Annotated in this window: 28 protein-coding genes; 16 read left to right on the top strand and 12 right to left on the bottom strand. The window is 71.3% G+C overall.

The annotated features are described in order from the left end of the window. Positions 1-9: 9 nt before the first annotated feature. The 6 genes from H6726_32500 (at position 10) to H6726_32475 (ending at position 4,874) form a co-directional block, all read left to right on the top strand. The gene (locus H6726_32500; protein ID MCB9662405.1) at positions 10-192 is read left to right on the top strand and encodes a hypothetical protein; all 183 of its coding nucleotides are present in this window, start codon (positions 10-12) and stop codon (positions 190-192) included. A 37-nt stretch (positions 193-229) separates the two neighbouring features. After that, complete coding sequence (locus H6726_32495) at positions 230-1,924, top strand: hypothetical protein (GenBank protein ID MCB9662404.1); 1,695 nt, start codon at positions 230-232, stop codon at positions 1,922-1,924. Between the two features lie 43 nt (positions 1,925-1,967). Continuing rightward, on the top strand, positions 1,968-2,576 hold the full coding sequence (locus H6726_32490) for a YdeI/OmpD-associated family protein (protein ID MCB9662403.1): 609 nt from the start codon (positions 1,968-1,970) through the stop codon (positions 2,574-2,576). A 130-nt stretch (positions 2,577-2,706) separates the two neighbouring features. Further along, entirely contained in the window at positions 2,707-3,261 is a 555-nt protein-coding gene (locus H6726_32485; GenBank protein MCB9662402.1) for an RNA 2'-phosphotransferase, read from the top strand. Positions 3,262-3,376: 115 nt separating this feature from the next. Beyond that, positions 3,377-4,195, top strand: coding sequence for a hypothetical protein (locus H6726_32480; GenBank protein ID MCB9662401.1), 819 nt, complete (start codon positions 3,377-3,379; stop codon positions 4,193-4,195). 193 nt (positions 4,196-4,388) lie between these two features. Then, complete coding sequence (locus H6726_32475; protein ID MCB9662400.1) at positions 4,389-4,874, top strand: hypothetical protein; 486 nt, start codon at positions 4,389-4,391, stop codon at positions 4,872-4,874. A 160-nt stretch (positions 4,875-5,034) separates the two neighbouring features. On the opposite strand, the gene H6726_32470 is transcribed toward H6726_32475, so the two are convergent. From H6726_32470 to H6726_32460, 3 genes are all read right to left on the bottom strand, one after another. Next, complete coding sequence (locus H6726_32470; protein MCB9662399.1) at positions 5,035-5,493, bottom strand: SRPBCC domain-containing protein; 459 nt, start codon at positions 5,491-5,493, stop codon at positions 5,035-5,037. A 68-nt stretch (positions 5,494-5,561) separates the two neighbouring features. After that, complete coding sequence (locus tag H6726_32465) at positions 5,562-6,068, bottom strand: SRPBCC domain-containing protein (GenBank protein MCB9662398.1); 507 nt, start codon at positions 6,066-6,068, stop codon at positions 5,562-5,564. After that, positions 6,065-6,412 carry a winged helix-turn-helix transcriptional regulator gene (locus H6726_32460; GenBank protein MCB9662397.1) on the bottom strand — a complete coding sequence of 116 codons (348 nt, stop codon included), beginning with the start codon at positions 6,410-6,412 and terminating at the stop codon, positions 6,065-6,067. Before H6726_32460 ends, H6726_32465 begins: the two co-directional genes overlap by 4 nt. A gap of 151 nt (positions 6,413-6,563) precedes the next feature. On the opposite strand from H6726_32460, the gene H6726_32455 reads away from it, so the two are divergent. Together H6726_32455 and H6726_32450 are read left to right on the top strand one after the other, a co-directional pair. Next, positions 6,564-7,043: an SRPBCC domain-containing protein gene (locus H6726_32455; protein ID MCB9662396.1), complete on the top strand. Its 480-nt coding sequence runs from the start codon at positions 6,564-6,566 to the stop codon at positions 7,041-7,043. 2 nt (positions 7,044-7,045) lie between these two features. Continuing rightward, on the top strand, positions 7,046-7,435 hold the full coding sequence (locus tag H6726_32450; protein ID MCB9662395.1) for a helix-turn-helix transcriptional regulator: 390 nt from the start codon (positions 7,046-7,048) through the stop codon (positions 7,433-7,435). A gap of 10 nt (positions 7,436-7,445) precedes the next feature. Here the strand turns inward: H6726_32450 and H6726_32445 are convergent, their stop codons facing one another. After that, complete coding sequence (locus H6726_32445) at positions 7,446-7,853, bottom strand: VOC family protein (protein MCB9662394.1); 408 nt, start codon at positions 7,851-7,853, stop codon at positions 7,446-7,448. 142 nt (positions 7,854-7,995) lie between these two features. Here H6726_32445 and H6726_32440 point away from each other — a divergent pair, with 142 nt between their 5' ends. From H6726_32440 to H6726_32425, 4 genes are all read left to right on the top strand, one after another. Further along, positions 7,996-8,400: a hypothetical protein gene (locus H6726_32440; GenBank protein ID MCB9662393.1), complete on the top strand. Its 405-nt coding sequence runs from the start codon at positions 7,996-7,998 to the stop codon at positions 8,398-8,400. A gap of 8 nt (positions 8,401-8,408) precedes the next feature. After that, on the top strand, positions 8,409-8,837 hold the full coding sequence (locus H6726_32435; GenBank protein MCB9662392.1) for a hypothetical protein: 429 nt from the start codon (positions 8,409-8,411) through the stop codon (positions 8,835-8,837). 106 nt (positions 8,838-8,943) lie between these two features. Next, the gene (locus H6726_32430; protein MCB9662391.1) at positions 8,944-9,366 is read left to right on the top strand and encodes a nuclear transport factor 2 family protein; all 423 of its coding nucleotides are present in this window, start codon (positions 8,944-8,946) and stop codon (positions 9,364-9,366) included. Positions 9,367-9,369: 3 nt separating this feature from the next. After that, positions 9,370-10,233: a TIGR03619 family F420-dependent LLM class oxidoreductase gene (locus tag H6726_32425; GenBank protein ID MCB9662390.1), complete on the top strand. Its 864-nt coding sequence runs from the start codon at positions 9,370-9,372 to the stop codon at positions 10,231-10,233. Positions 10,234-10,239: 6 nt separating this feature from the next. Here H6726_32425 and H6726_32420 read toward each other — a convergent pair whose 3' ends face one another. Next, positions 10,240-11,208 carry a hypothetical protein gene (locus H6726_32420; protein MCB9662389.1) on the bottom strand — a complete coding sequence of 323 codons (969 nt, stop codon included), beginning with the start codon at positions 11,206-11,208 and terminating at the stop codon, positions 10,240-10,242. On the opposite strand from H6726_32420, the gene H6726_32415 reads away from it, so the two are divergent. After that, entirely contained in the window at positions 11,207-12,352 is a 1,146-nt protein-coding gene (locus tag H6726_32415) for a hypothetical protein (GenBank protein ID MCB9662388.1), read from the top strand. The genes H6726_32420 and H6726_32415 overlap by 2 nt on opposite strands. A gap of 45 nt (positions 12,353-12,397) precedes the next feature. On the opposite strand, the gene H6726_32410 is transcribed toward H6726_32415, so the two are convergent. The 7 genes from H6726_32410 to H6726_32380 form a co-directional block, all read right to left on the bottom strand. After that, on the bottom strand, positions 12,398-13,258 hold the full coding sequence (locus H6726_32410; protein ID MCB9662387.1) for an LLM class F420-dependent oxidoreductase: 861 nt from the start codon (positions 13,256-13,258) through the stop codon (positions 12,398-12,400). Positions 13,259-13,359: 101 nt separating this feature from the next. Next, the gene (locus tag H6726_32405; protein MCB9662386.1) at positions 13,360-14,184 is read right to left on the bottom strand and encodes a hypothetical protein; all 825 of its coding nucleotides are present in this window, start codon (positions 14,182-14,184) and stop codon (positions 13,360-13,362) included. A 40-nt stretch (positions 14,185-14,224) separates the two neighbouring features. Next, complete coding sequence (locus H6726_32400) at positions 14,225-15,226, bottom strand: hypothetical protein (GenBank protein MCB9662385.1); 1,002 nt, start codon at positions 15,224-15,226, stop codon at positions 14,225-14,227. 144 nt (positions 15,227-15,370) lie between these two features. Then, the gene (locus H6726_32395; protein ID MCB9662384.1) at positions 15,371-16,501 is read right to left on the bottom strand and encodes an ADP-ribosylglycohydrolase family protein; all 1,131 of its coding nucleotides are present in this window, start codon (positions 16,499-16,501) and stop codon (positions 15,371-15,373) included. Continuing rightward, positions 16,467-17,525 carry a WYL domain-containing protein gene (locus H6726_32390; protein MCB9662383.1) on the bottom strand — a complete coding sequence of 353 codons (1,059 nt, stop codon included), beginning with the start codon at positions 17,523-17,525 and terminating at the stop codon, positions 16,467-16,469. Before H6726_32390 ends, H6726_32395 begins: the two co-directional genes overlap by 35 nt. After that, the gene (locus tag H6726_32385) at positions 17,522-18,517 is read right to left on the bottom strand and encodes a WYL domain-containing protein (GenBank protein MCB9662382.1); all 996 of its coding nucleotides are present in this window, start codon (positions 18,515-18,517) and stop codon (positions 17,522-17,524) included. Before H6726_32385 ends, H6726_32390 begins: the two co-directional genes overlap by 4 nt. Continuing rightward, positions 18,514-19,398, bottom strand: a complete 885-nt coding sequence (locus H6726_32380) for a methyltransferase domain-containing protein (protein MCB9662381.1) — start codon at positions 19,396-19,398, stop codon at positions 18,514-18,516. Before H6726_32380 ends, H6726_32385 begins: the two co-directional genes overlap by 4 nt. A gap of 186 nt (positions 19,399-19,584) precedes the next feature. Between H6726_32380 and H6726_32375 the strand changes: the two genes are divergently transcribed. The 3 genes from H6726_32375 to H6726_32365 all read left to right on the top strand — a co-directional run bounded on the left by H6726_32375 (position 19,585) and on the right by H6726_32365 (position 21,571). After that, on the top strand, positions 19,585-20,712 hold the full coding sequence (locus tag H6726_32375; protein ID MCB9662380.1) for a hydroxymethylglutaryl-CoA synthase family protein: 1,128 nt from the start codon (positions 19,585-19,587) through the stop codon (positions 20,710-20,712). 99 nt (positions 20,713-20,811) lie between these two features. After that, entirely contained in the window at positions 20,812-21,114 is a 303-nt protein-coding gene (locus H6726_32370; protein ID MCB9662379.1) for an acyl carrier protein, read from the top strand. A gap of 7 nt (positions 21,115-21,121) precedes the next feature. Beyond that, complete coding sequence (locus H6726_32365) at positions 21,122-21,571, top strand: hypothetical protein (protein MCB9662378.1); 450 nt, start codon at positions 21,122-21,124, stop codon at positions 21,569-21,571. The last annotated feature ends 58 nt before the right edge of the window (positions 21,572-21,629 follow it).

Below are 21,629 nucleotides of genomic sequence, written 5' to 3'. Positions count from 1 at the left end.
ATGCTGGTCATGACCTCCGCGCCCACCGACACGGGGGCGGTGCTCGAAGGGGACAAGGACGCGTTCGACGAGCTCGTGGCTCACATTAGCGAGGACCTCGGCGAGGGCATGCTCACCGGCGGCGCAGCAAAGGCGCTTACCGCGATGTGCCTGAAGATCGACCCGCGCTGCCGGGCCTGGCTCGGCCAGTAGCCCCCGGCGCAGCCGACCTCCTCCTCGAGAACAAGCCATGACCCGCAAGCAGACCACTCCCCGCGGCCGGACCGGCCCGAAGAAGACCGCCAGCATCGAATGGATCGGCGGCACCATCACGTTGCCCAGCTACGTCGCGGATCCCGGCGGGGAGCCGTATCGACCCGAAGCGCTGTTCTGGATGGGCGCCGAGGGCGCGCTGCTGGGCTCGCAGCTCACCAAGCCGGACGAGCTCCTGCGCATGGCCAGCGACAGCTTGGCGAGCACCATCGAAAACACGATGTTCGGCGAGCCGCACGCTCCGACGCGCGTGCGGGTGGCTTCACCCGAGCTGGCGGACGCCCTGCGCGCAGGCCATCCGGGGCTCGACGTGGTGTGCGCGCCGACCCCCGAGCTGGACGACGTGCTGGCGGCGATGCGCGAGTCGCTGGGCCAGGCAACGGGCGACCCAGGCGCACAGGAGCCGTCCTTCCTCGCGTGGGACATCACGGCGGAGGCGATGGGGGCGTTCTTCACGGCCGCTGCCGCGCTCTATCGCGCCAAGCCGTGGAAGGTGGTGCCCGACGACCAGACCTTGTTCGCGGTCACCATCGAGCGCTTCGACGTGCGCGACGGAGCCCTGTCGGTCATCGGCCAGGCGGGCCAGAGCTTTGGGCTCATCCTGTTCTCCAGCTTGGACGACTTCGAGGCCTACCTCGACGGGGCGGACGCCATGGAGCGCGGCGAAGCGCCGGAGCTGCCGGAGCACTTGGTCCTGAGCTACGAGCGCCGCGCCGTGCTGCAGCCCGCGCTGGTGAAGGAGGCCACCGCGCACGGCTGGGAGGTCGCTACCAGCAGCGCCTACCCGCTGCTGATGTCGCTCGACGAGGAGCTGATCGCGGGGCCGCCCGAGAGCGAACAGGTCACCATGGTCGAGGCCCTCGCGCTGGCGCTCACCCAGGTGCTCGCCGAGAAGAAGGCGCTGAAGAAGGCCTGGGCGGGGGGTGAGCCCTTTGCCCGCACGTTGACGGTGAGCACCGCCGAGGGCGAGGTCGAGGTCACGCTGCGCACGCCCTACGCGCGGACGCCGCTCGTGTTCGACGCATCGCACGACCTGCTCGCGGACTTGGCCGCGCTCGCCCGACACGAGCCCATGGACGACCACAGGCGGCAGGCGCTGGAAGACGCGCTGATGGAGCGCTTCGCCGCCGCCCCCGAGGCGCAGGACGTCGAGGACCCGCACGCGTGCCGCTTCCTGATGGACTTCGCGGCCAACTACCTGGGCCACACGGTCGCCTCCTTGGGCGCCGCGGACCTGCGCCGCGTGGTGTTCCAGCTCTTCCCACGCAAGGTCAGCATCGAGCCGTCGGAGGCGAGCTGGGTCGTGGACACGCTGCGTGCGTTCTACACGTTCCTCAAGCGCGAGCTCGGGCTGAAGCAGGCCGACGCGTGCCTGGCCGTGCTGGGCGGCGACGCGGTGAAGAAGCTGGAGGCGGCGCTCTCGAACCCCGGCAACTTCGGCATGGCCAAGTCCATGGTCATGGCTGGCGCCGAGGCGGGCTTCGACGTGCAGTCCCAGGAAGGCCTCGAAGCGTTCATGCAGTCCATGAGCAGCATGCCGCTCCCGGCGTCGTTCCCCGTTCCGGGCCTCCCGCAGCCGACGTCCAAGACGGCCACGCAAGGCAAGGCGGCCAGCCAGGAAAAGAAGGGCAAGCGCAAGGCCGCCCGCAGCGCGCGGCGGAAAAACCGGTAGGCCGTGCGCGTGCGCGTGACGACGGCCCGAGCGAGCAGGACCGATGCCCCGCAAGAAGACTGACGAAGAGCAACACGAAGGCGCCCCCATGCGCGCGTTCGCCACCGTGCGAGACTGGCGCGCCTGGCTATCGCGCCACCACGAAGCGGGTGAGACCCTGTGGGTGAAGTTCGCCAAGAAGGGCAGCGGCCTGCCGTCCATCACGTACGAGGAGGCGCGCGACCACGCGATCGCGTTCGGCTGGATAGACGGCCTCAAGCACGGGCTGGACGAGCAGTACTACACCATTCGCTTCACGCCCCGCCGGGCGCGCAGCAAGTGGTCGCAGATCAACCGCGACGTGGTGGAGAAGCTCATCGCGGCGGGCGAGATGGCGCCGGCCGGGCTGGCCCAGGTGGAGGCGGCGAAGCGCGATGGGCGCTGGGACGCGGCCTACGCCGGCCCCGCCAAGATGGAGGTGCACCCCGACCTCGCGCGCGCCCTCGAGGCCAACCGCGCCGCGCGGGAGTTCTTCGCCACCGTGAGCAGCGCCAACCGCTTCGCCATCCTGTACCGCGTGCAGGACGCCAAGCGCCCCGAGACGCGCGCGCGGCGCATCGCCCAGTTCGTCGACATGCTGGCGCGCGGCGAGGTGCCGCACCCCGACCGCTAGCTGAGCAGAACGGGACGTGACGAAGCACATCGTGTTGGAGCCGGTACGCAGCCGCGCGCATGTTCCTTTGATCTCGGTGTCGACGCCCGGCCCTTGCGCTGGCTATGGTCGCGCCACAGGGGATGCACCCATGGACGACAAGCACCGCACCGCCATCAGCAAGTTCCTCAGCTACGTGCTGCGCCACGAGCCCGGCGCGGTGGGCATCACGCTCGACGCAGCGGGCTGGGTCGAGGTCGACGTCCTGCTCGACGCGTCCGCTCGGCACGGCCGCCACCTGACGCGCGCCGAGCTTGACGACGTGGTGGCCACGAGCCCCAAGCAGCGCTTCGCCCTGTCGGAGGATGGTCAGCGCATCCGCGCGAGCCAGGGGCACACCACCGCCGTGGACCTCGGCTACGAGCCCGCCGAGCCGCCCGACGTGCTCTTCCACGGCACGGCGTCGCGCTTCCTGCCGGCCATCCGCGAGACAGGCCTGCTGCGCATGGAGCGCCACCACGTGCACCTCTCGAAGGACGAAGCCACCGCGCGCGCCGTGGGCGGCCGGCGGGGCAAGCCCGTCATCTTGTCCGTCAATGCCCGCGCGATGCGCGCCGCGGGGCACGTGTTCTTCGTCACGCCCAACGAGGTCTGGCTGACCGAGACGGTGCCCCCGTCGTTCATCTCCGGTTGGGACGCGGAGTAGGCGCGGGCCGCCGCGACACGACGTCGTGCTGGACAGTGAACGGTCCTCGACGCATGGCGCTGGACCCACGGTGGGCGCCAGGCAGTATCCGATGTGCAAGGGAACACGCGGGGCCATGCGCTTCGTTCGGCGCACCATGAAGGTCTCCCCACCGCTTGCGCTCCTGGCCTGCCTCCTGAGCGCGTCGTGCTCGAGGGGCTCGCAAGCCACGCCATCGACGGTCGCCGTCACGCCCTCAGCCGCGCGCGCGCACGTCCCCGAACGCTACGCGCTGGAGTGGCCGCCGATGAGCGCGTACGAGGACAGCCTCGTGTTCGTGCCGGAGGGGCTCTCGGCCGAGCACGGAAACGGCGCGCTGTGTCACACCAACGACGTGCAGGACGCGGAGACCCTGCCTGACGGCTCGGCGCGCTGCGTGTTGCCCGTGACGTCGCAGCTCATCGTGGGCGGCGAGGTGCTGCTGCTCGGCCTGGTGACACGTGGTTTCGAGCACGACGGCATGTACGGCCGGTACCGCGGCGTGGTCGCGGGCGTCGACGCGGGCCAAACGGACGATGGCCGCTGTTGCCGCGTGCGGCCCGTCGCGCTGTTCACGCAGTGGGACCACGAGGTCTACGACGCCGGCACGCAGGTCGTCGTGCAGGGCCATGTGGTGCTGGACCTCGACGGCGATGGCCGCACCGAGCTGTGCGTGGAAGAGCGGCAGGAGCGGGGCCCGGGCTTGTTCGAGCTCATGGACCTCGAGGAGCGCGGCGAGCGCTGGACACCGACCACGGAGCACAGGGCACGCTTCGCCTACACCTTCGATGGCGAGCGCCTGCGGCTCTTGGATGCGCTCAGCCCGCGTTGCCCAGTCGCCGGATACCAGCCGTTCATCCCACAGCCCGACTACCCCGACGGCGTCGGGTGGCGCGCGAGCGTGGGCGCGCGCTGAGGTCCGCTACGCAGCCCAGACGCCGCGACGCAAAGAATGGTCGTGCGACGGTCGGGGCCAGTTGCCAGAGCCACTCCCCTCTCGCTAGTGTGTCCCCATGCAACGGAGGGTCTCATCCCCTTGCGGCCGCAAAGCCCGAAGCGCAGTCAGCGTGTTGGTTGGTCTCGCGTTCGTCTCCGCGCCCGGGTGCTATTTGTCTCACCGGAACGCCGACGACGCGCCGAGCGGGACCGACGATGGCGGACTGCACCTCGACGCGAACGCTCCCTTGGACGCTGCAAGCGACGCACCTGACCCCTTGGACGCGGAGATCCCCACCGACGCCTCTGAGTCGTGCGCCCCGCCCGGTAGCTACGACACACCCTTGCGAGTGCTCCTCGAGGAGCCGGAGGGCTGCGCGGGGGTGAGCCCTGACACTCAGCTTGTGACCTTCCCGTTCGAGAACAACTTCGCCGTCGACACCTGGTGCGAGGGCGGTCTCACCCTTCTTGGCCCGTGTGAGTGGCGCGTATCGTACGTGTGCTCGAGCCCACTCCCAGGCTACGGCTCGACGGTGACAGGGGTGATTGGGATGCGCGACCGGCAGGTGGTTGGCCGACTCGAGCTGGAGGTGAGCTCCGACCCTGGCGGGGTATGCCGCGTCACGACGTTGTTGGGCGATGCGATGGAGCCCTTCTGAGTGCCGTCGCACCTACCCGCGATGGCGCACGCCCGCATGTACGGACTAGCGCTGGGCCACGGCCCCATGGGCAGTCGGCGCTCTCCTCGGAGCGCTCCTTCTCGTGCGCAGGCTCGCCGCGCGCGCAAGAGCACGGCGCCGCTGAAACACACGCGAGGACTCACGTCCTCAGCTGCGCGCCGAGGTTGTCCAGCGCCGCGTTCATTCCGACGCGAGTTCCGGCGACCATGTCCTCGCCGACGAAGGACGCCAGCTGAACCGTCACCTCGAGCCGCGTGCCGTTCGCCCGCGAGGCAAAGGTCCACGTCACGAGCGACGCGGAGAGGGGCGCCCCAGCCGCACGGATGATCTCGGAGTAGACGATCCGCGCATCTGGGACGATGTCCACGTAGCGGACCTCGCCGTCGTACTGCGGCTCCTGCTTGTCGCCGCAGCGAAACGTGTCCACACCGCCCGCGCGGAAGTCGTGTGCGGTGTACGTCACCACGGCAGTGTCCGAAGGCGCGCTCCAGCGCGCTCGCGAGTCGATGTCCTCGTAGGCCGAGAACACCACGTCGGGTGTCGCTGCGTACTCGCGCACGAACGTGAGCGTCTCGTGCCGTAGGGTCGTTCCGTTCATCGTCATCCTCCTCGCCTAGTCTCTTCCCGCTCCGGACCGCGTCTCGCGTCGACGCGCTGGCCCCTCGCCTACCCCGCGTGCTCCGCGCTCCCAAAGCGCTCGTCCAGCTTGGTGAGCTGACTGCTCATCCCCTCCAGCTGGCGCTGCGTCCACTCCGCGTCGTGCAGCGCGTCGAGGGTGAGCACCATGCGCACGGCCTCGCCCTCTTCCGTGAACACGGCTTCGATGCGGCTCTCGTACGTGGCCACGCCCGGCAGGAAGTCGATGACGTTGGTGAGCACCAGGCGCGTGCGGGGCTCCACTACGGTGAAGCGCGAGTGCGTCGGGTGCGAGGTGGGCTGCCCCATCTCGTTCATGGCGGCCACCATCTCCGGCGTGTCCGCGATCATGTCGTAGTGGAGCGCGCCGCCCGCGCGCGCGTCCAGCTCGTGCACCTCGGTGCGGAACCCCTGCGGCCCCCACCACGACTCGAAGCCGTCCTTGGTGGTCCACAGGTCCCACACGTCCGCGAGGCTCGCGCGGTAGCGGCGCTCGATGACGGTCTGGGCTCCTCGTCGTGCGTCTTCTCGGCTCATGGCTGCTTGCTCCTGTTGCTCTTGCGGTCGGCCGCTCGTTGCTTCGCCTCGACCGCCGCGCCGAAGCGGTCGAGCCGGGCCTCCCAGAGGTCCCGGTAGGGCGCGAGCCACGCATCCAGCTCGCGGAAGCGCTCGGGCCGGAGCGCGTAGAGGCGCCGCTGCCCGTCGGGCCGCATCGAGACGAAGCCCGACTCCGAGAGGATGCGCAGGTGCCGCGACACGCCGGACTGGTGGATGCCCGCCTTTGCGACGACGTCGCCCACTTGCTGCTCGCCACTGCGAAGGACCTCGACGATGCGACGACGCGTCGGGTCGGCAAGGGTCTGGAAGGCATCTGCGTGCATGATCATGTATATGCATGCTCATGCATTCATCGTCAACCTCGACGGGCCTGGCCGGGACGCGCGGATGGAAATCGGCCTTGACCGAAGGCGCTCTACGTGTGATTAACCGATGCGATAATTAACCAATCAGAAAACTACGAGAGAGCACGACATGAGCCACACGACCACCGCACACGACTGGGCCATGGACCGAGAGATCGTCATCACACGCGTGTTCGATGCGCCCCGCGAGCTCGTCTTCGAGGCGTGGACAAACCCCGAGCACCTCCCCCGCTGGTTCGGGCCGAGCGGCTTCACGGTGACCACGGAGGAGCTCGACGTGCGCGTGGGCGGGCGCTGGCGCTTCATGTTCGAAGGCCCCGACGGCACCCGCTACGACAACCGCATGGTGTTCCTCGAGATCACGCCACCCGAGCGCCTCGTGTTCGACCACGGCACCGACCAGGACGAAGACCCCGGCCGCTTCCGCACCACCATCACCTTCGACGCGCAGAGCAACGGCAAGACCGTGCTCACCCTGCGCCAGCTGCACCCCACGAAGGCGCAGCGCGACCAGAAGATCGGGTTCGGCGCGGTGGAGTACGGCTTCCAGACGCTCGACAAGCTGGCCGCGCACTTGCGGGGGATGTGAGCGTGCACGCCGACCCGCTGAGCACCACCTTCGCAGCCCTCGCAGACCCCACGCGCCGCGCCATATTGGCGCGCTTGGCGGAGGGCTCGGCCACGGTGAAGGAGCTGTCCGCGCCGTTCAGCATGAGCGCCCCCGCCATCTCCAAGCACCTGCGCGTGCTGGAGCGCGCGGGGCTCATCCATCAAGGCCGCGAGGCGCAGTGGCGCCCATGCACGCTCACGCCCGAGCCGCTCGAGGCCGTCGCGAACTGGACCGACACCTACCGCCGCTTCTGGGAAGGCAGCTTCGACCGCTTGGGCGACTACCTCGACGAGCTGCAAGGCCGCGCGCCCGGGCCTACGCAGGCCGCGCCGCCCCCACCCACACGTCCCAGCCGCAAGCCGCGCAAGTGAGCGCGTTCGGCTACGGGATCATCACGTCGCCCACCGGGAACGGGTTGTGCGCCACCTCCCAGCGGAAGCCGTCCGGGTCCACGAAGTAGCCGCTGTAGCCGCCCCAAGCGCGCTGCTGCGCGTCGTGTACCTCGGCGCCGGCGGCCCGCGCGCTGTCGAGCGCCGCATCCACCTCGGCGGGCGCACTCACGTTGTGCGACAGCGTGAAGGGCAGCGTCCCAGCGCGGGTGACCTCGCCGATCTCCTCGCGGGCGCCGGCCTCAGTCCACAACGAGAGCACCAGCTTGGCGCCCACATGGATCATGAGCACATCGTCGCCCGCGAACGCGGCGGGCCAGCCGAGGCCCTCGACGTAGAAGCGCCGCGCGCGGTCGAGGTCGGCCACCACCAAGGTCACGAAGTTGAGTCGGGGTTCCATGCCCTTGGGTACACCGTTCGGCGCGGCACCGCCACGGGCTCGGGCGGGGTGCAGCCGCGCGCGCGCACTCCATGGCGACACGCACGCGCCCGCCCCACGAAGCGCTCCCCAGGCGGGGACATGAGTGCGCTATGCTGGCGCCATGGCGCACTGGCTCGACATCCGACGAGCGCCCTTCGTCACGTTCACCTTCCCGTCGACTTACACCTACGAGCAGCTCGACGCGGAGTTCTGCTACCTGGAGGCGTACTACGCCGAGGTGGCCGCCAAGACCACGGGCCCCGTGGGCCTCTTGGTGGACGCGACGGCCGTGTCCAAGAGCTCGGCGCGCAACCGCAAGCGCATCGTGGACTCCCTCGCAAGCGTGGAGCCGCTGCTCAAGGCACGCGCCGTGGGGCAGGCCTACGCCATCAGCAACCCCATCGCGCGCGGCGGGCTCACCGCCGTCCTGTGGCTACGGCAGTCCCCGTGGCCCGTGAAGCTCTTCGCCACGCGCGCCGAAGCCGAGGCGTGGCTGAGCGAGCGCTTCGCCGAAGCGGCCGGCTAGAGTCGATCATGGCGCACTGGCTCGACACACGACGCGCCCCCTTCGTCACGCTGACGTTCCCAGCCGCGTACACCTACGAAGAGCTGGACGCGGAGTTCGCGCACCTCGAGGCGTACTATCGCGACGTGGCGGCGAACACGACGGGGCCGGTGGCGCTGCTGGTCGACGTCACCGCCGTGGTCTCGTCGTTCGCGCGCAACCGGCGACGCATCGCGCACTCACTGCAGACGGTGGCGCCGCTGCTGACCGGACGGGCCGTGGGTCAAGCGTATGTCGCGCCCGACCCCATCGCGCGAGCGAGCCTCACCGTGATCCTCTGGCTGCGACAGTCGCCGTGGCCCGTGAAGCTCTTCGCGACGCGTCCCGAGGCCGACGCCTGGCTGGCGGAGCGCTTCGCCGAGGCGGGTCACCCGTTGAGCGACGACGGCGCAACCTGACGGTCCGGCGCGCCCTTCACGCGTGCTCTCGCGCCGCCGGGGTGATGGCGGGAGCTCGGACGGAATCCCCGGCCGAGATCGTAGAACGGGTGTTACACCTACGCGCATGACCGAGACCACACACCCCGCGGTGCTAGCCAGCATGAACTCCGCCAAGTTCGCGATGGCGGGCGACAAGCAGTCCTGGCTGAGCCTCTTCGACGACGACGCGTTCCTGGCCGACCCGGTGGGCCCCTCGCCCTTCGACCCCTCCGGCAACGGGCAACGCGGCAAGGCCGCGATCGAGGGCTTCTGGGACAAGGCTATCGGGCGCAGCAAGCTCACCATCGTCGCGTCGCAGCGCATCCCGTGCGCCAACACCTGCGCGGCCGTGCTGCAGGTCACCAACGACCTCGGCGGTGGCAAGCAGACCGTGGTGGACATGGTGGGCATCTACGAGGTCAACGACGCGGGCAAGCTGGTGTCGCTGCGTGTGCACTGGAGCTGGGACCAGCTGGTCGCGCAGCTCAAAGCCATGGGGATGATGTAGCCCGTGCAGTTCTGGCTGAACCTGGGCTTCATCCGCGAAGTGGAGCAGCTGCCCGCGCTGGCCGTCGCTGCCGAGGCGGCGGGCTTCGAGGGGATCTGCGTGCCGGACCGCATGGTCATGCCGACGCAGCTGCAGACGGACTACCCGTACACGCCCGACGGGAAGATGTTCTGGCCCAAGGACATCCCCTTCCCGGACCCGTGGGTGAGCATCGCCGCCATGGCCGCGCGCACGGAGCGCATCCGCTTCGCCACCAACATCTACCTCGCCCCCCTGCACGACCCGTTCAGCGCGGCCAAGGCCGTGGCCACCGCGTCGCTGCTGTCCGGCGGGCGCGTGGTGTGTGGCGTCTCGGCCGGCTGGATGAAGGACGAGTTCGACATCGTGGGCGTGGACTTCGCATCGCGCGGCGCGCGCCTGAACGAGATGATGGAGGCCATGCGCCTGCTCTGGACGGGCGAGCCCGTGGCGTACGAGGGCGCGCACATCCGCTTCCCGGAGGTGATCCTCTCGCCCGCGCCCAAGGCCGAGATCCCCATCTGGTGTGGCGGCGGCAGCAAGGCCGCCATGCGGCGCACGGCGGAGCACTGCCAGGGCTGGCTGGGCCTGTGGTACCCCGCCGACAAGGCCATCGAGGCGGTCACGCAGCTGAAGGCCATGCGGGCCGAGTCCACACGCGCCGACGAGCCCCTGGAGGCGCTGGTGGGCCTGGTGGGCAAGCCCGACGCGGCCACGCTGGGCCCACTCGAAGCCGCGGGGCTGACGGGCATCATCGCCACGCCGTGGGCCATGGACGACGCGCGCGTGACGTCGCTCGAAGCGAAGCAGGCCGCCATCGCAGGCTACGCGCAGCGCTTCATGACCTGACGCACGTCAGCGCGCGGTCGGGCGGACCCAGCGGTCCTCCGCGGCGTCGTAGCGGTGCACGCGCTCGATGCGCTGGTAGTCGCACATCTCCACCTCCTGCTCCGACAGGTCGTCCGGCCCGTCCGCCTCGCAGAACGCGCCCCACGACAGGCCGCGCTGCACCATGTCGAGGCGCCCCTCCGTCGCGCTGGCGATGAACACCACCTCGGCCTCTTCGGTGCGGTCGGGTTCGCCCCCTTCCGTGTCTTCCCACGACTCCGACGTCGACGCGGTGCCCTGTGTGCGCAGCTCACCGGTCAGGAACACGGAGATGGACATCGACCCGGACGGCATGCCCGGACCGCTGCGGCTGCCCGCGTCGGTGAACATGTCGATGCTCACGTTGACCCGCAGCTCCTGCTGGCCGTCGCCGTCGTAGTCCGCCACGAACACGTTGGTGGGCGGGCTGTCTGCGCACACCGCCTCGACCTCGCCCTCCACGCGCAGCGCCCCGTCGCCGCCCGCCGCGCCGCCGACGACACGCACCAGGCGCGTACGCTCGCAGTCGCCACGGTAGTCGGCGTAGTCGGGGTCGTCGTCCTCGGAGGCCTCGGGGGGGTACAGCACGGTGGCGTAGATGCCCGAGGCGGGCGGGAGCGCAGGCCCGAGCACGCGCACGGTGGCGCCACGCACGCGTTGGCGCAGCAGGGTCTGCACCTGACGCGCGAGCGCGGCGGGCACGCGCGCGGGCTGCCACGGGCGTTCGTTCACTGCGACGGCCGGGGGCAGGTCGGCGGGGACCTCGCTTTCGGCGCGCGCGGGCGTGGTCGTCTCGGCGGGCTCCACGGGAACGGGCTCTGGCGTGTCTTCCGCAGCCGCAGCCTGCTCGCCGCCGGCGCCCGTCGGCTCGGTGGACGGAGTCTCGGAGGGCTCGGTGCCCGAGCAGGCCAGCAAGACCCCCGAGAGCCCCAGCGCCAGGTAGATTGCGTGCTTCATGTGGCTGTCCTCCGTCACGTCTGGCGCATCGTTCGAGCGCGGCCGGGAGCGTATCGCACTCGCGCGGGTCGTGCTCGGGCTCGCGTGCGCGTCGACCGGGCTCGCATGTTCAGCGCCTCGGCCGGCGCCGCCCACCGCCGCGGGGCACACGGACTCCCTCGCACCAGCGTCCACGCGCGCCGTCGCGTCTCCCGTGGCCTCCGCCTCGCCGTCCTCGCTGCCCACACCGTCCCGTGACGACGCGCACCAAGGGCTCGACGAGCGCACGTCCAACGCCGCGTGCGGTGCGTGCCATGCCACGGAACTCGCGCAGTACGCGCAGAGCCACCACGGGCGCGGCCTCGACAACCCCGTGTTCCGCGACGAGTGGCTGCCCGAGGCGCTGCCCTTCTGCGCCGACTGCCACGCACCACAGGGCGGCCCCGGGAGCGAAGGCGCACGCCAAGCGGTGGGCTGCGTCAGCTGTCACGTCGATGGCGACACGGTCGTGCGGGCGGCGGGGGCACCGACCCACGCAGACGTCGACCGCGCGCTGTGCGCCACGTGCCACCAGTTCCACTTCCCGACGCTGGCGCAGGCGCCGCGCTCCGCGTTCGAGCCGTCCATGTGGCTGCAGGCCACGTACAGCGAGTGGGAGCAGAGCGCGGCCGCGCGCGAGGGGCAGGGGTGCGTCGACTGCCACATGCCGCGCGGGGCTCACACGTGGTCGTCCGGGCACCAGCCTCCGCCGCTGCACGTCACGGCCAGGCGCGCGTCGGCCACACGGCTCACGCTCGAGCTGGAGGCGCGCGCCCACGTGGGGCACGCGGTACCCACCGGCGACGTGTTCCGCGCGCTCGTGGTGGAGGTGGAGGCACGTGACGGTGGCGGCGCGCCCATCACCCGCATGTTGCGCCGGCGCTTCGCAGGGCATCGCGGTACCGACGGCCGGGTGGTGCTGCAGGCGGGCACGGACACGCGCGTGCCGCCCCCCGGGCAGGGCACCCGGCGGGTGGACTTGGTGGTCCCCAGCGGACCGCTGCGTGCGCGCGTGTGGGCGCTGCGTCGCGCGCCGCCCGGCGGCCTGAGCGGCGCCGCCCGCGAGCCCAGGCCCGAGACGAACCCAGGCGCGCGAAGGCTGCTGTGGGAAGGCGACGTGCCGTAGCGCACGGGCGACCCCGCGCTCGGGCGAGCCGCGCCGCGCGTTACGCTACAGCCCCGCGGCCTTGGCCAGCACGTCGATGGCGGCCTTGTAGTTCGTCTCGCCCGTCGAGAAGAGCGGCACGATCAGCCGGCTGACCCCCAGGTCCGTGTAGGCGCTCAGCGCGTCGGGCTGGGCGGCCACGCGCCACGTGCCCGTGATCTCGAGCGTGTCGTAGTCGCGCCCCACCTCGGACGCGATGGTGCGCAGCTCGGCGAGCTGACCCGCCAGCTGCTCCGGGCTGCCGCTGGGCGCGTACCAGCCGTCACCCAGCTGCGCCACGCGCTTGAGCGCCTGCTTGGACGTGCCGCCCACCAGCAGCGGCGGGTGCGGCGTCTGCGCGGGCGTGGGGTAGCTCTTGAAGCCGGACCACGAGAGGAAGTCGCTCTGGTGCTCCACCACGTCGCCCGACCACACCTTCTTCATGGCCGCGATGTAGTCGTTGAAGCGCGCGCCGCGGCGCTCGAAGGGCGTGCCCATGGCCACGAACTCCTCTTCCAGCCAACCGATGCCGAGCCCCAGCATCAAGCGCCCGCCGCTCAGCACGTCGATGCTGGCCGCTTGCTTGGCGAGCAGCAGCGGGTTGGTCTGCGGCAGGATGTTCACGCCGGTGCCGAGGCGCAGCGTCTTGGTGACGGCGGCCACGTGCGACAGCGCGATCAGCGGGTCCACGAACCAGCCCTCCGGCTGGATGGGCATCTTGCCGGACTTGTCGTACGGGTAGCGCGAGTTGTAGTCCACGGGCACCATCGCGTGCTCGAAGGTCCACACGGACTCGATGCCCGCGGCCTCCGCGTACTGGGCCAGGGGGATCATCTGCGCGACCACTTCCGGGCCGCCGACGTTGATGGGGACGATGCCGATCTTCATGCGCGCGAGCGTACGCGCCGAGCGTCCCATGCGCGAGTACCCGCCGCGTCACGCTGTCACAGCGGGCGACGTGTCACGCAGCACCACGCGTGCGCCAGCGCTCAGAGCGGATCGAACGGCAGCCGCAGGTAGAACTGCTGCGCGTCGTAGGTCTCGCCGAAGCCCCCCGGGCCCGCGACCTCGTCGGTGCTGATGGTCCCCACGGCGCGCAGCGCGCCCATCTCGAGGGCACTCTGACCGTTCGTCTCTTGCTCGCCGCTCGCGCCCGTCGCGCTCAGGTCCACGGCGCTGACCATCGTCGTGTAGTCCGTGCCCAGCGCGTCCACCTGGATGTTGAAGCAGGGGTCCAGCAAGCACAGCAGCTGAGTGCGCGTGAGCGCATGCACGTCCACGTCCGCAGGCACCGCCAGCGGTGTACCCCACTCCGCGATCCACGCGGCGCTCACTTGGAGGACGCCGAAGTTGCCGGCTGCCCCGAACGCGCGGGTGAGCGCGCGTCCATCCAGCAAGAACCCACCTTGCGCGCCCGTGACGCGCACCTGGTCGGCGTCCGACAGCCCGCTCGTGGTCCAGTCCAGCTCGGCGACGTAACACTCTTCCGCGCGCGTTCCGTCGGGGCATGGCGTGTCGTCCTGGTTGACCGCCTGCAGAAAGTACCCACCGCAAGCAGGCGCGGCGCAGCGTCGGGAGTCGTGTCGCGCCAGGTAAGTCGTCAACGCACCGGGGGCACCGAGATCGCCGCTCGCGCCTTGGTCGCCAGGTGCCCCGCTGCCGCCGCCGCAACCAGCGGCCAGGACGAGCGCTGCGATGACGCCTATCCCGCGCACCTCGCGCGCCCGAGCCTTGCAGCGCAGCACGCCCACACGGTCTTGCCACCACCGCCCCGCACGTGCCCGGCGTAGGCACCCACCACCGAAGTCAGTCATGGCAGCAAGGTGCCATCCCGCTGCGGCGTGTGCACACGCGTCAGAGGCGCGTGATGAACGGCAGTGGCACGTAGAACTGCGTCGCGTGGTAGGTCTCGCCGAAGCCGCCCGGCCCAGGCACGGTGTCCGTCATCACCGTGCCGGTGGCCCGCAGCGTGCCCGCTTCGAGGGCCTGCGCGCCGCGCGTCTGATCGGCCGCCGAGGCCCCAGACATGCTCAGGTCCGCCGCGGACACGTTCTGCGTGGCCGTGTCGTTGAGCATGTCCGCCCGGATGTTGAAGCACGGGTCCAGCAGGCACAGCAGCGGTGTGCGCGCGAGCGCGTGGAAGGGCGCCGTGGACGGTGGGGTCACGGCGGTGCCCCACTCGGCGATCCACGCGCTGTCCACCAGCAGCATGCCGAACACTCCGTTGGTTCCGAAGCGCCGCTGCTCGAGCCGCCCTTCGAGGAGGAAGCCCCCCGTCGCGCTCAGCGCGCGTGACTGGTCCGTCTGGCCCAGTCCGCTCGGGCGCCAGTCGAGGGCGGCGACGTAGCACTCCGCCGCGCTGCTCCCGTCGGCGCATGTGGTGCTGGCCTGGTTCACCGCCGAGAGGAAGAACCCACCGCACGCGGGGGCAGGGCAACGCCGCCCATCCGCGCGCGCCAGGTAGGTGGTGACCGCGCCGGGCATGCCGAGGTCGGTGTCACCCGCGTCGCTCGTCGCCGCGTCGGCGCCGGCATCGGCAGCCGCACCCGCGTCGCTTCCTCCGTCGAGCGCACCGCCCGCGTCGCCCATCGCGGCGTCAGTGGTCCCCACGTCGACCGCGCCATCCCCCGCGGCCGCGTCGCGCACGCCCTGGTCGTCCGCGCTAGCGTCCGTTCCCGAACCGGTGTCCGCCTGCGCGCCGTCTTGCGTGCTTCCGTCGCTCGTGGTCGTCGCGTCCTGCCCCGCGTCGCCGCTGTTCCCGCCGCCGCCGCTACAGCCCGCCTGCGTCCGTCCGCACACCAGCACGAACAGCAGCGCAAACCGCGTGCCCCGCGACGACCATCCACCGAAGCTCATGCTCAGAAGGGTGCCACCGCGCGCAGGGCGTCGACAACCACCCGCACCTCGCGCCGCCTCGGCCCCCCCGCACCTCGCACTCAGTCGGCCGCGTCGCCAGTAGGCCGCGTCGCCAGTCGGCCGCGTCGCCAGTCGGCCGCGTCGTCAGTCGTCCGCGTCGTCGAACAGCTCGGCGCGCACGCGCGCGTCGGCCTCTTCGTCGGACTCGTCGTGGTCGTCCGCGTCGTCGCCGTCACCGCGTCCGTCCGCGCCACCCACGTCTTCACCCGACGCCAGCAGCGACAGCGCCAAGCCCTCGGCGCCGGTGGGCCACAGCCAGCTCGGCCGCGGGCGGAACACGCCCTCTTCGTCTTCATCGGGCTCGCAGCCGTCCACGCAGTCGCGCCACTGCGCGGGGATGGCGCCGGCCCCGTAGACCGCGCCCAACAGCGCGCCGACGATGGCGGCGTTGGTGTCCGTGTCGCCGCCGCGGCCCACGGTCTCCACCAGACCCTCTTCGAGCGAGCTGGCCGTGAGCAGGACGTGGAAGGCGTTCTGCAGCGCCACGCGCACCCAGCCCAGCTTGTCGCTGAAGTCGCGCGGGGGGCCCTCTTCGGCGTCACGCAGCGCGCCACGCACCACGGGGTGCGCGTCGATGCGCGCGGCGTAGTCCTGCGCCTGCGAGTACAACGCGCGCGGGTCGGTCTCGCCGCGGATGGCGCGCGCCAGGGTCACGGCGAACACGGCGTTGGCGTGACGACACGCGGGGTGCGGGTGCGTCAGGTTGGCGTCGTCCATGGCGGCCTTGGCCACCCACTCGTCGCCGCGCCGCGCCCCGAAGATGGCGATGGGCGAGACGCGCATGAGCGCACCGTTGGCCTGGCTGGCCTGGTTCGCGCCGTTGCGCATGGCGGGCGCCACGTCCTCTTCGTTCTCGAGCGCGCGCTGGCCCGCGTCGGTCGCGGTGCGCACGGTGTTGCCGATGTCGAAGGGGTCGGTGGCGGCCCAGCTCACGTAGTGGCGCGCGACGGACTCCTCGAGGAAGTCGCCCTCGTCCAGCAGCGACCAGGACAGCGCCAGCGCCATCTCGGAGTCGTCCGTGGGCTGCCCTGCCAGCGTGTTGAAGGTGCCGCCGTCGTGCAGCTCGCGCACCCCCTCGGGGTAGGCCGCGGCGATCTCCGCCGCCGTCTTGAACTCCACCAGGCTGCCGAGGGCATCGCCCGTCAGCTGTCCGTACCAGCACCCAATCGCTCGCGACCGTTCACCCTTGTCCATGACCGTCTTTCTCGAACTCATAGCGCGCCAAGAGCGCCTTTGTCTCCCCCAAGAACGCTTCGCGCTCGTGGGCCGGCCCCTCTAGCACGACATCGCCCCCCTCGCGGCGAATGAAACTGAACAGTCGCGCCGTGGCCCCTCCGCGCCCCAGCCGCGGCCGCCCGCGCACCGAGAGACGGAGCAACGGCTCGTCCGCCGCGCCAGGCTCGGCGACGCCCTGCCCCGCGTCAGCAGGTCCGCCGAGCGCGCCCGTGCCGGGCCCCGCGCCGAGACTCGACCCGAGCGCGCCCTTGCCAGCTACCGCGCCGAGCGCGCCATCCCCCGCGTCCACGAACGGCACGAAGAGCTCGCCGTGCACGTAGCGCTCGTGGTCGAAGCCGGCGGGGGGCGTGAAGCGCGCGTCGCTCGGGGCCAGGCGCTTGAAGCGGGCCACCTTGAAGGTCTTGTGCTGGTCGTCCACCACGTACCACGCGCCGCGCCGCTCGATGAGCAGCATGGGGTGCAGCTGCCGCTGCGAGAGCGCGTCGCGCCCCGCCGTGTAGTACTCGGCGTCGCACACGCGGTGCTCGCGCACGGCCTGCTCCAGCAGCGCCAGGTGCGCCTCCTCTTCGCTACGCTCACCTTCGCTGAACACCACATCGTCCACCGCCGCCACCAGCGCGCGCGCGCGCTCGCTGCCCAGCTCCAGCAGGCGCACCGCCAGCGCCTCGGCCTCGCGCGAGAGCGTGGGCACGGGCGCGCTGCGCAGAGGGGCCAACACCATCAGCAGCGCCAGCAGCTCATCCGCGGTGAAGCGCGGCGCGCGCGTAAACTGCTGCGGCAGCGCCACGTGCAGCCGGTCGCCCTCGAGGTACAGGTCCACCAGCTCGTCGGGGCTGCCGTCGGGCGTGCCCACGAAGGCCACCTGGTCCACCAGCTTGGCCAGCTCGGCCTGCGTCACGCCGAGCCGCGCACACACCTCGGCCGCGGGCACTCCGTCCTCGCTCTGCGCCAGCCACGGCACCAGCACCAAGAAGCGGCTGAGGTCACTGCTGAGGTCGCTCACGCCTCGCCCTCCACGCGCTCACCGTGCGCGGCCAGCACGGCCCGCAGCCTGCGTGCCACGACCTCGCGCGCCTCGGGCGGGTGCAGCAGCTCGGCGCGCAGCCCCAGGTCCAGCACTTGCTGCACCAGGTGCGGCAGGTTGGTGGTGGTGAGCGCGAACACGCCGTCGGCGTCGGGCTCGCCCCAGCTGGCGCGCATCAGGAACGCCACCTCCGGGTCCACGCGCACCCGACATCCGAGCGGCGCGTTCACCTCGTAGCGCAGGGGGTCCATGCTGGCGTAGTCCGCCGCGCGGAAGCTCGCGGGGATGTCGTAGTCGGGGTGCCCGGGCTTCTTGTCGTTCACGCTCAGCGACAGGACCCGCGACACCCGGAACACGCGCGTCTCGGCCCGGCGGTGGTCGTGCCCGCACAGGTGCCACACGCCGCTCTTCGAGAACAGCGCGTACGGGTCCACGTCGCGCTCGGTGGGCGCCGCGTCGGGCTTCTGGTAGCGCAGCCGCACGCGCTTGCGCCGCGCGAGGGCATCGCTCAGCTGCTCGAGCGCGTCGCTCACGGGCTCCTCGCTCAGGCGCGCCGGCATCACGCGCGGCGCACGCGGGGCGTCCTGCTCCGCGTCCGCATCCAGCTTGGCCAGCGCCAGCCGCAGGGCCGCGCGCCGCGGTGAGGTCTCGCTCCCCAGGGCCGCTCGGGCCGCGCTCGCCAACAGCGCGCGGTCCTTCCCGCTCAGCTCGATGGGCGGCAGGTAGCTCGCGTCGGCGTCCAGCCAATAGCCCCCCTGGCCGCCGTGCTCGGCGTCCTCGTCCGCCACGTAGCGCAGCACCAGCCCCAGCTCCGCCAGCTCGGCCTTGTCGCGCTCGAACTTGCGCCGCGTCGCGTCGTGGTTGCCCTCGGCGTAGTCCGGGAACAGCTCGCGCAGCGCGTCGAGCGACACGGGCGCGTGGGCCGTCTGCAGCACGTGCACCAAGTCCAGCAGGCGCTCGAGCCGCTTCATCGGAGAGCCGCGGGCTCGTCGAAGCGCGCCCACAGGAAGATGCGCTTGAACGTGAAGAGGTAGGGCATGGCGGGGGGCCCCAGCGTGCGCCTCAGGCGCGCCTCGTAGGAAGCCAAGAACGCGGCGTACGCTGCGTCGTCCGGCAGCGCAACGCGGAAGGGGTGCAGCGCCGTCCCTCGCACCCACTCGAGCACGTGCAGCGGCTCGGCCAGCACGTGCGGAAAGACGCGCATGTGCACGTTCACGGCGCTGGCCCCCAGGCCGTGCAGGATGCTCAGGTAGCGCTCGGGGGTCTCCACGTTGGCGATGGAGGCCACGCTCGGGAGCTCCCCAGGGAAGAGCGCGTGCTGCTCCTGGACGGTCTCGTCGATGGCCGCGTAGGCCGGGTGGTCCCCGTTGCACGGCAGCTGGATGGCCAGCTGCCCGCCGGGTGCCAGCTGCGCGCGCAGGCGGGCCAGCACGGAGGCGTGGTCGGGGACCCAGTGCAGCGCCGCGTTGGAGAACACCAGGTCGAGCGGCTGGGGGCTCGTGAACTGGGCCAGGTCCGAATGCGCGAACGTGACGGTCTGGGGGAGCGCGCTGGGCTCGCCAAGCGGGCTGGGCTCCGCGGTCTGCGCACCGGGCTCTTGGGACGCGCTGAGCTCCGTTGGCTCTCCGCCCTCCCCTCGAGCCCGCGCCAGCATGGCCTCGCTCAGGTCCACCCCCAGCACATGGCGCAGCCCCAGACGCTCGGGCAGCTCGCGGGTCAGCTCGCCCGTGCCGCAGCCCAGGTCCACGCCCTGCCCGCCGTCGCGCCTCTCGCAGAGCGCCACCAGCGCATCGAACGGCAGCCGCCGCTCGGCGGCGAAGCGGAGGTACTGCGCGGGGGACCAGACATCCATGGCCCACGATTATGACCCCGATGGCCTGGCCGCGAAACCGACCCCAGGACATGACATCGGGTGCCCGCGTAGGTGTATGTGCGCGCAAGTGCTCGTGTTTTCAGTAATATCAATATTACATGAAAGCAACCGTGATTACAGGACAATTACGCGCACGGCCGTTCCGGCTCTGCTAAATCGTCCGTCATGAGCACCTCGACCGTCGGAATCTCCGCCCTGGGCGTCCACTTCCCCTCCGCCGCGCTGCCCCTCACGGAGCTGGGCGCGCTGCGCGGGGTGGACCCAAACAAGTACCTCTCCGGACTGGGCTGCCACGAGATGGCGCTGTGCCCTGCCGGGACCGACGTGGTCACCCTGGCGGTGGGCGCGGCGCGGCGGGCGCTCGACAGCTGGTCGGGCACGCTGGCGGACATCGGGATGATTGTGGTGGGCACGGAGACCGCCAAGGACATGAGCCGCCCGCTGTCGGCCTGGGTCGCCGAGGAGCTGGGCCTGGTGGGCCCCGTGCGCTCGTACGAGGTGAAGCACGCCTGCTACGGCGGCACCCTCGCGCTGCGCCAAGCGGTCGAGTGGCAGCTGTCGGGCGCGGCGCGCGGCAAGTCGGCGCTGGTCATCGCGACGGACGTCGCGCTCTACGCCCCCGAGGACGGCGGCGAGCCCACGCAGGGCGCGGGCGCGGTGGCCATGATCGTGGGCACCCCCGACATCGCCGCCGTGGAGGTGGCCAGCTTCCCCTACAGTCAGCCCGCGTTCGACTTTTGGCGCCCCGTGGGTCAGGCCTTCCCCAGCGTGGAGGGGCAGCTCTCGCTCGACTGCTACAAGCTGGCCGCGGCCAGCTGCTTCGCCGACTACGTGGCGCACGAGCAGGCCGAGGCTGGCGGCAAGAACGCGCCCAGCGCGCTCGACGTGCTGAACCAGCTGGACAGCCTGTGCTTCCACGTGCCCTTCCCCAAGATGGTGAAGAAGGCCGTGGCCGAGGTGGGCGAGCGCCTGGGCCTCGACGAGGGCACCACGGCGGGCCTGTACGAGAACAAGGTGGTGCCCACCATGCGCCTCAACCAGCGCGTGGGGAACTGCTACACGGCCAGCCTGTGGGTCTCCGTGGCCACGGCCCTGGCGGGGCTGAAGCAGGGCACGCGCATCGGCGCGTTCTCGTACGGCAGCGGCTTCGGCGGCGAGCTGCTCACGCTGAGCGCCGGGCCCGCGGCCGCGAAGGGCGCGTGGATGCCCGCCGCAGAGCGCGACCTGGACGAGCGCGAGATGCTGGACGCGGCGGCCTACACGGCGCTGCGGGCTGGGCACGCGAAGGCCTGAGCGAAGGCGCGGCACGGGCGGCGGGGCGCGGCCAAGGTCACGCCCCGCTTGCGATCACGGCGCGTCTCTGACAAGCATCCGACCCTGATGAGCCGCACGATGACCCGCGACGAGATCTTTGCCGAGATCGTCGAAATCCTCTCCGACACCTTCGAGCTCGAGCGCGACCAGATCAAGCCCGAGTCCACGCTCTACGAGGACCTGGACCTCGACAGCATCGACGCGGTGGACATCTTCGTGCAGCTGCGCGACATGACCGGGCGCCGCCCGGACCCGGAGACGGCCAAGCAGATCCGCACGGTGGACGAGCTCATCACGTTCGTGGAGAACGAGATCGCGGCGGCCGAGCGCGGCGAGGCCGAGCCCGACGTGCCGATGCCCACCGGCGGCAGCGACAGCTGAGCGCGCCATGGGCGAGCTGACGCACCTCTTGGCCCGCATCCCGCACCGCGGGCCCATGTGCTTCATCGACGACGTGCTGGCCGTGGGCCCGAGCTCGGTCGAGACCACGATGACGCTGCGCGCCGACCACATCCTGGCCGTGGACGGCGTGCTCTCGCCCATCGCGGCCATCGAGCTGTTCGCGCAGAGCGCGGCCGTGCTGATGAGCCACCGCACGAGCGGCAGCGACCCGAACCCCGTGGCCGGCGCGCTGCTGGGCACGCGCGGCGTGGACTTCGTGGTGCCCGAGCTGCGCGTGGGCGACGTGCTGCGCGTGGTGGCCAAGGAGAGCTGGGGCGCGGGCGCGCTGGCGCAGTTCGACTGCGAGCTGTTCCGGGAGCTGCCGGGCGGCGCCGAGCCCGAGCTGTGCGCGCGCGGGACGATCAACGTGGTGGGCGAGGCGCTGCCTCCGGGGTGAGCTGTTCGAGCTCCTCGGACTGAAGAGGCTGCCTCAATACCGGCTACCAGTTGAGCTG

This window comes from Sandaracinaceae bacterium, from assembly GCA_020633055.1.
In the GTDB taxonomy this organism is placed as follows: Bacteria; Myxococcota_A; Polyangia; order Polyangiales; family Houyiibacteriaceae; genus JADJJE01.
This window is presented reverse-complemented; position numbering and strand designations above follow the sequence as displayed.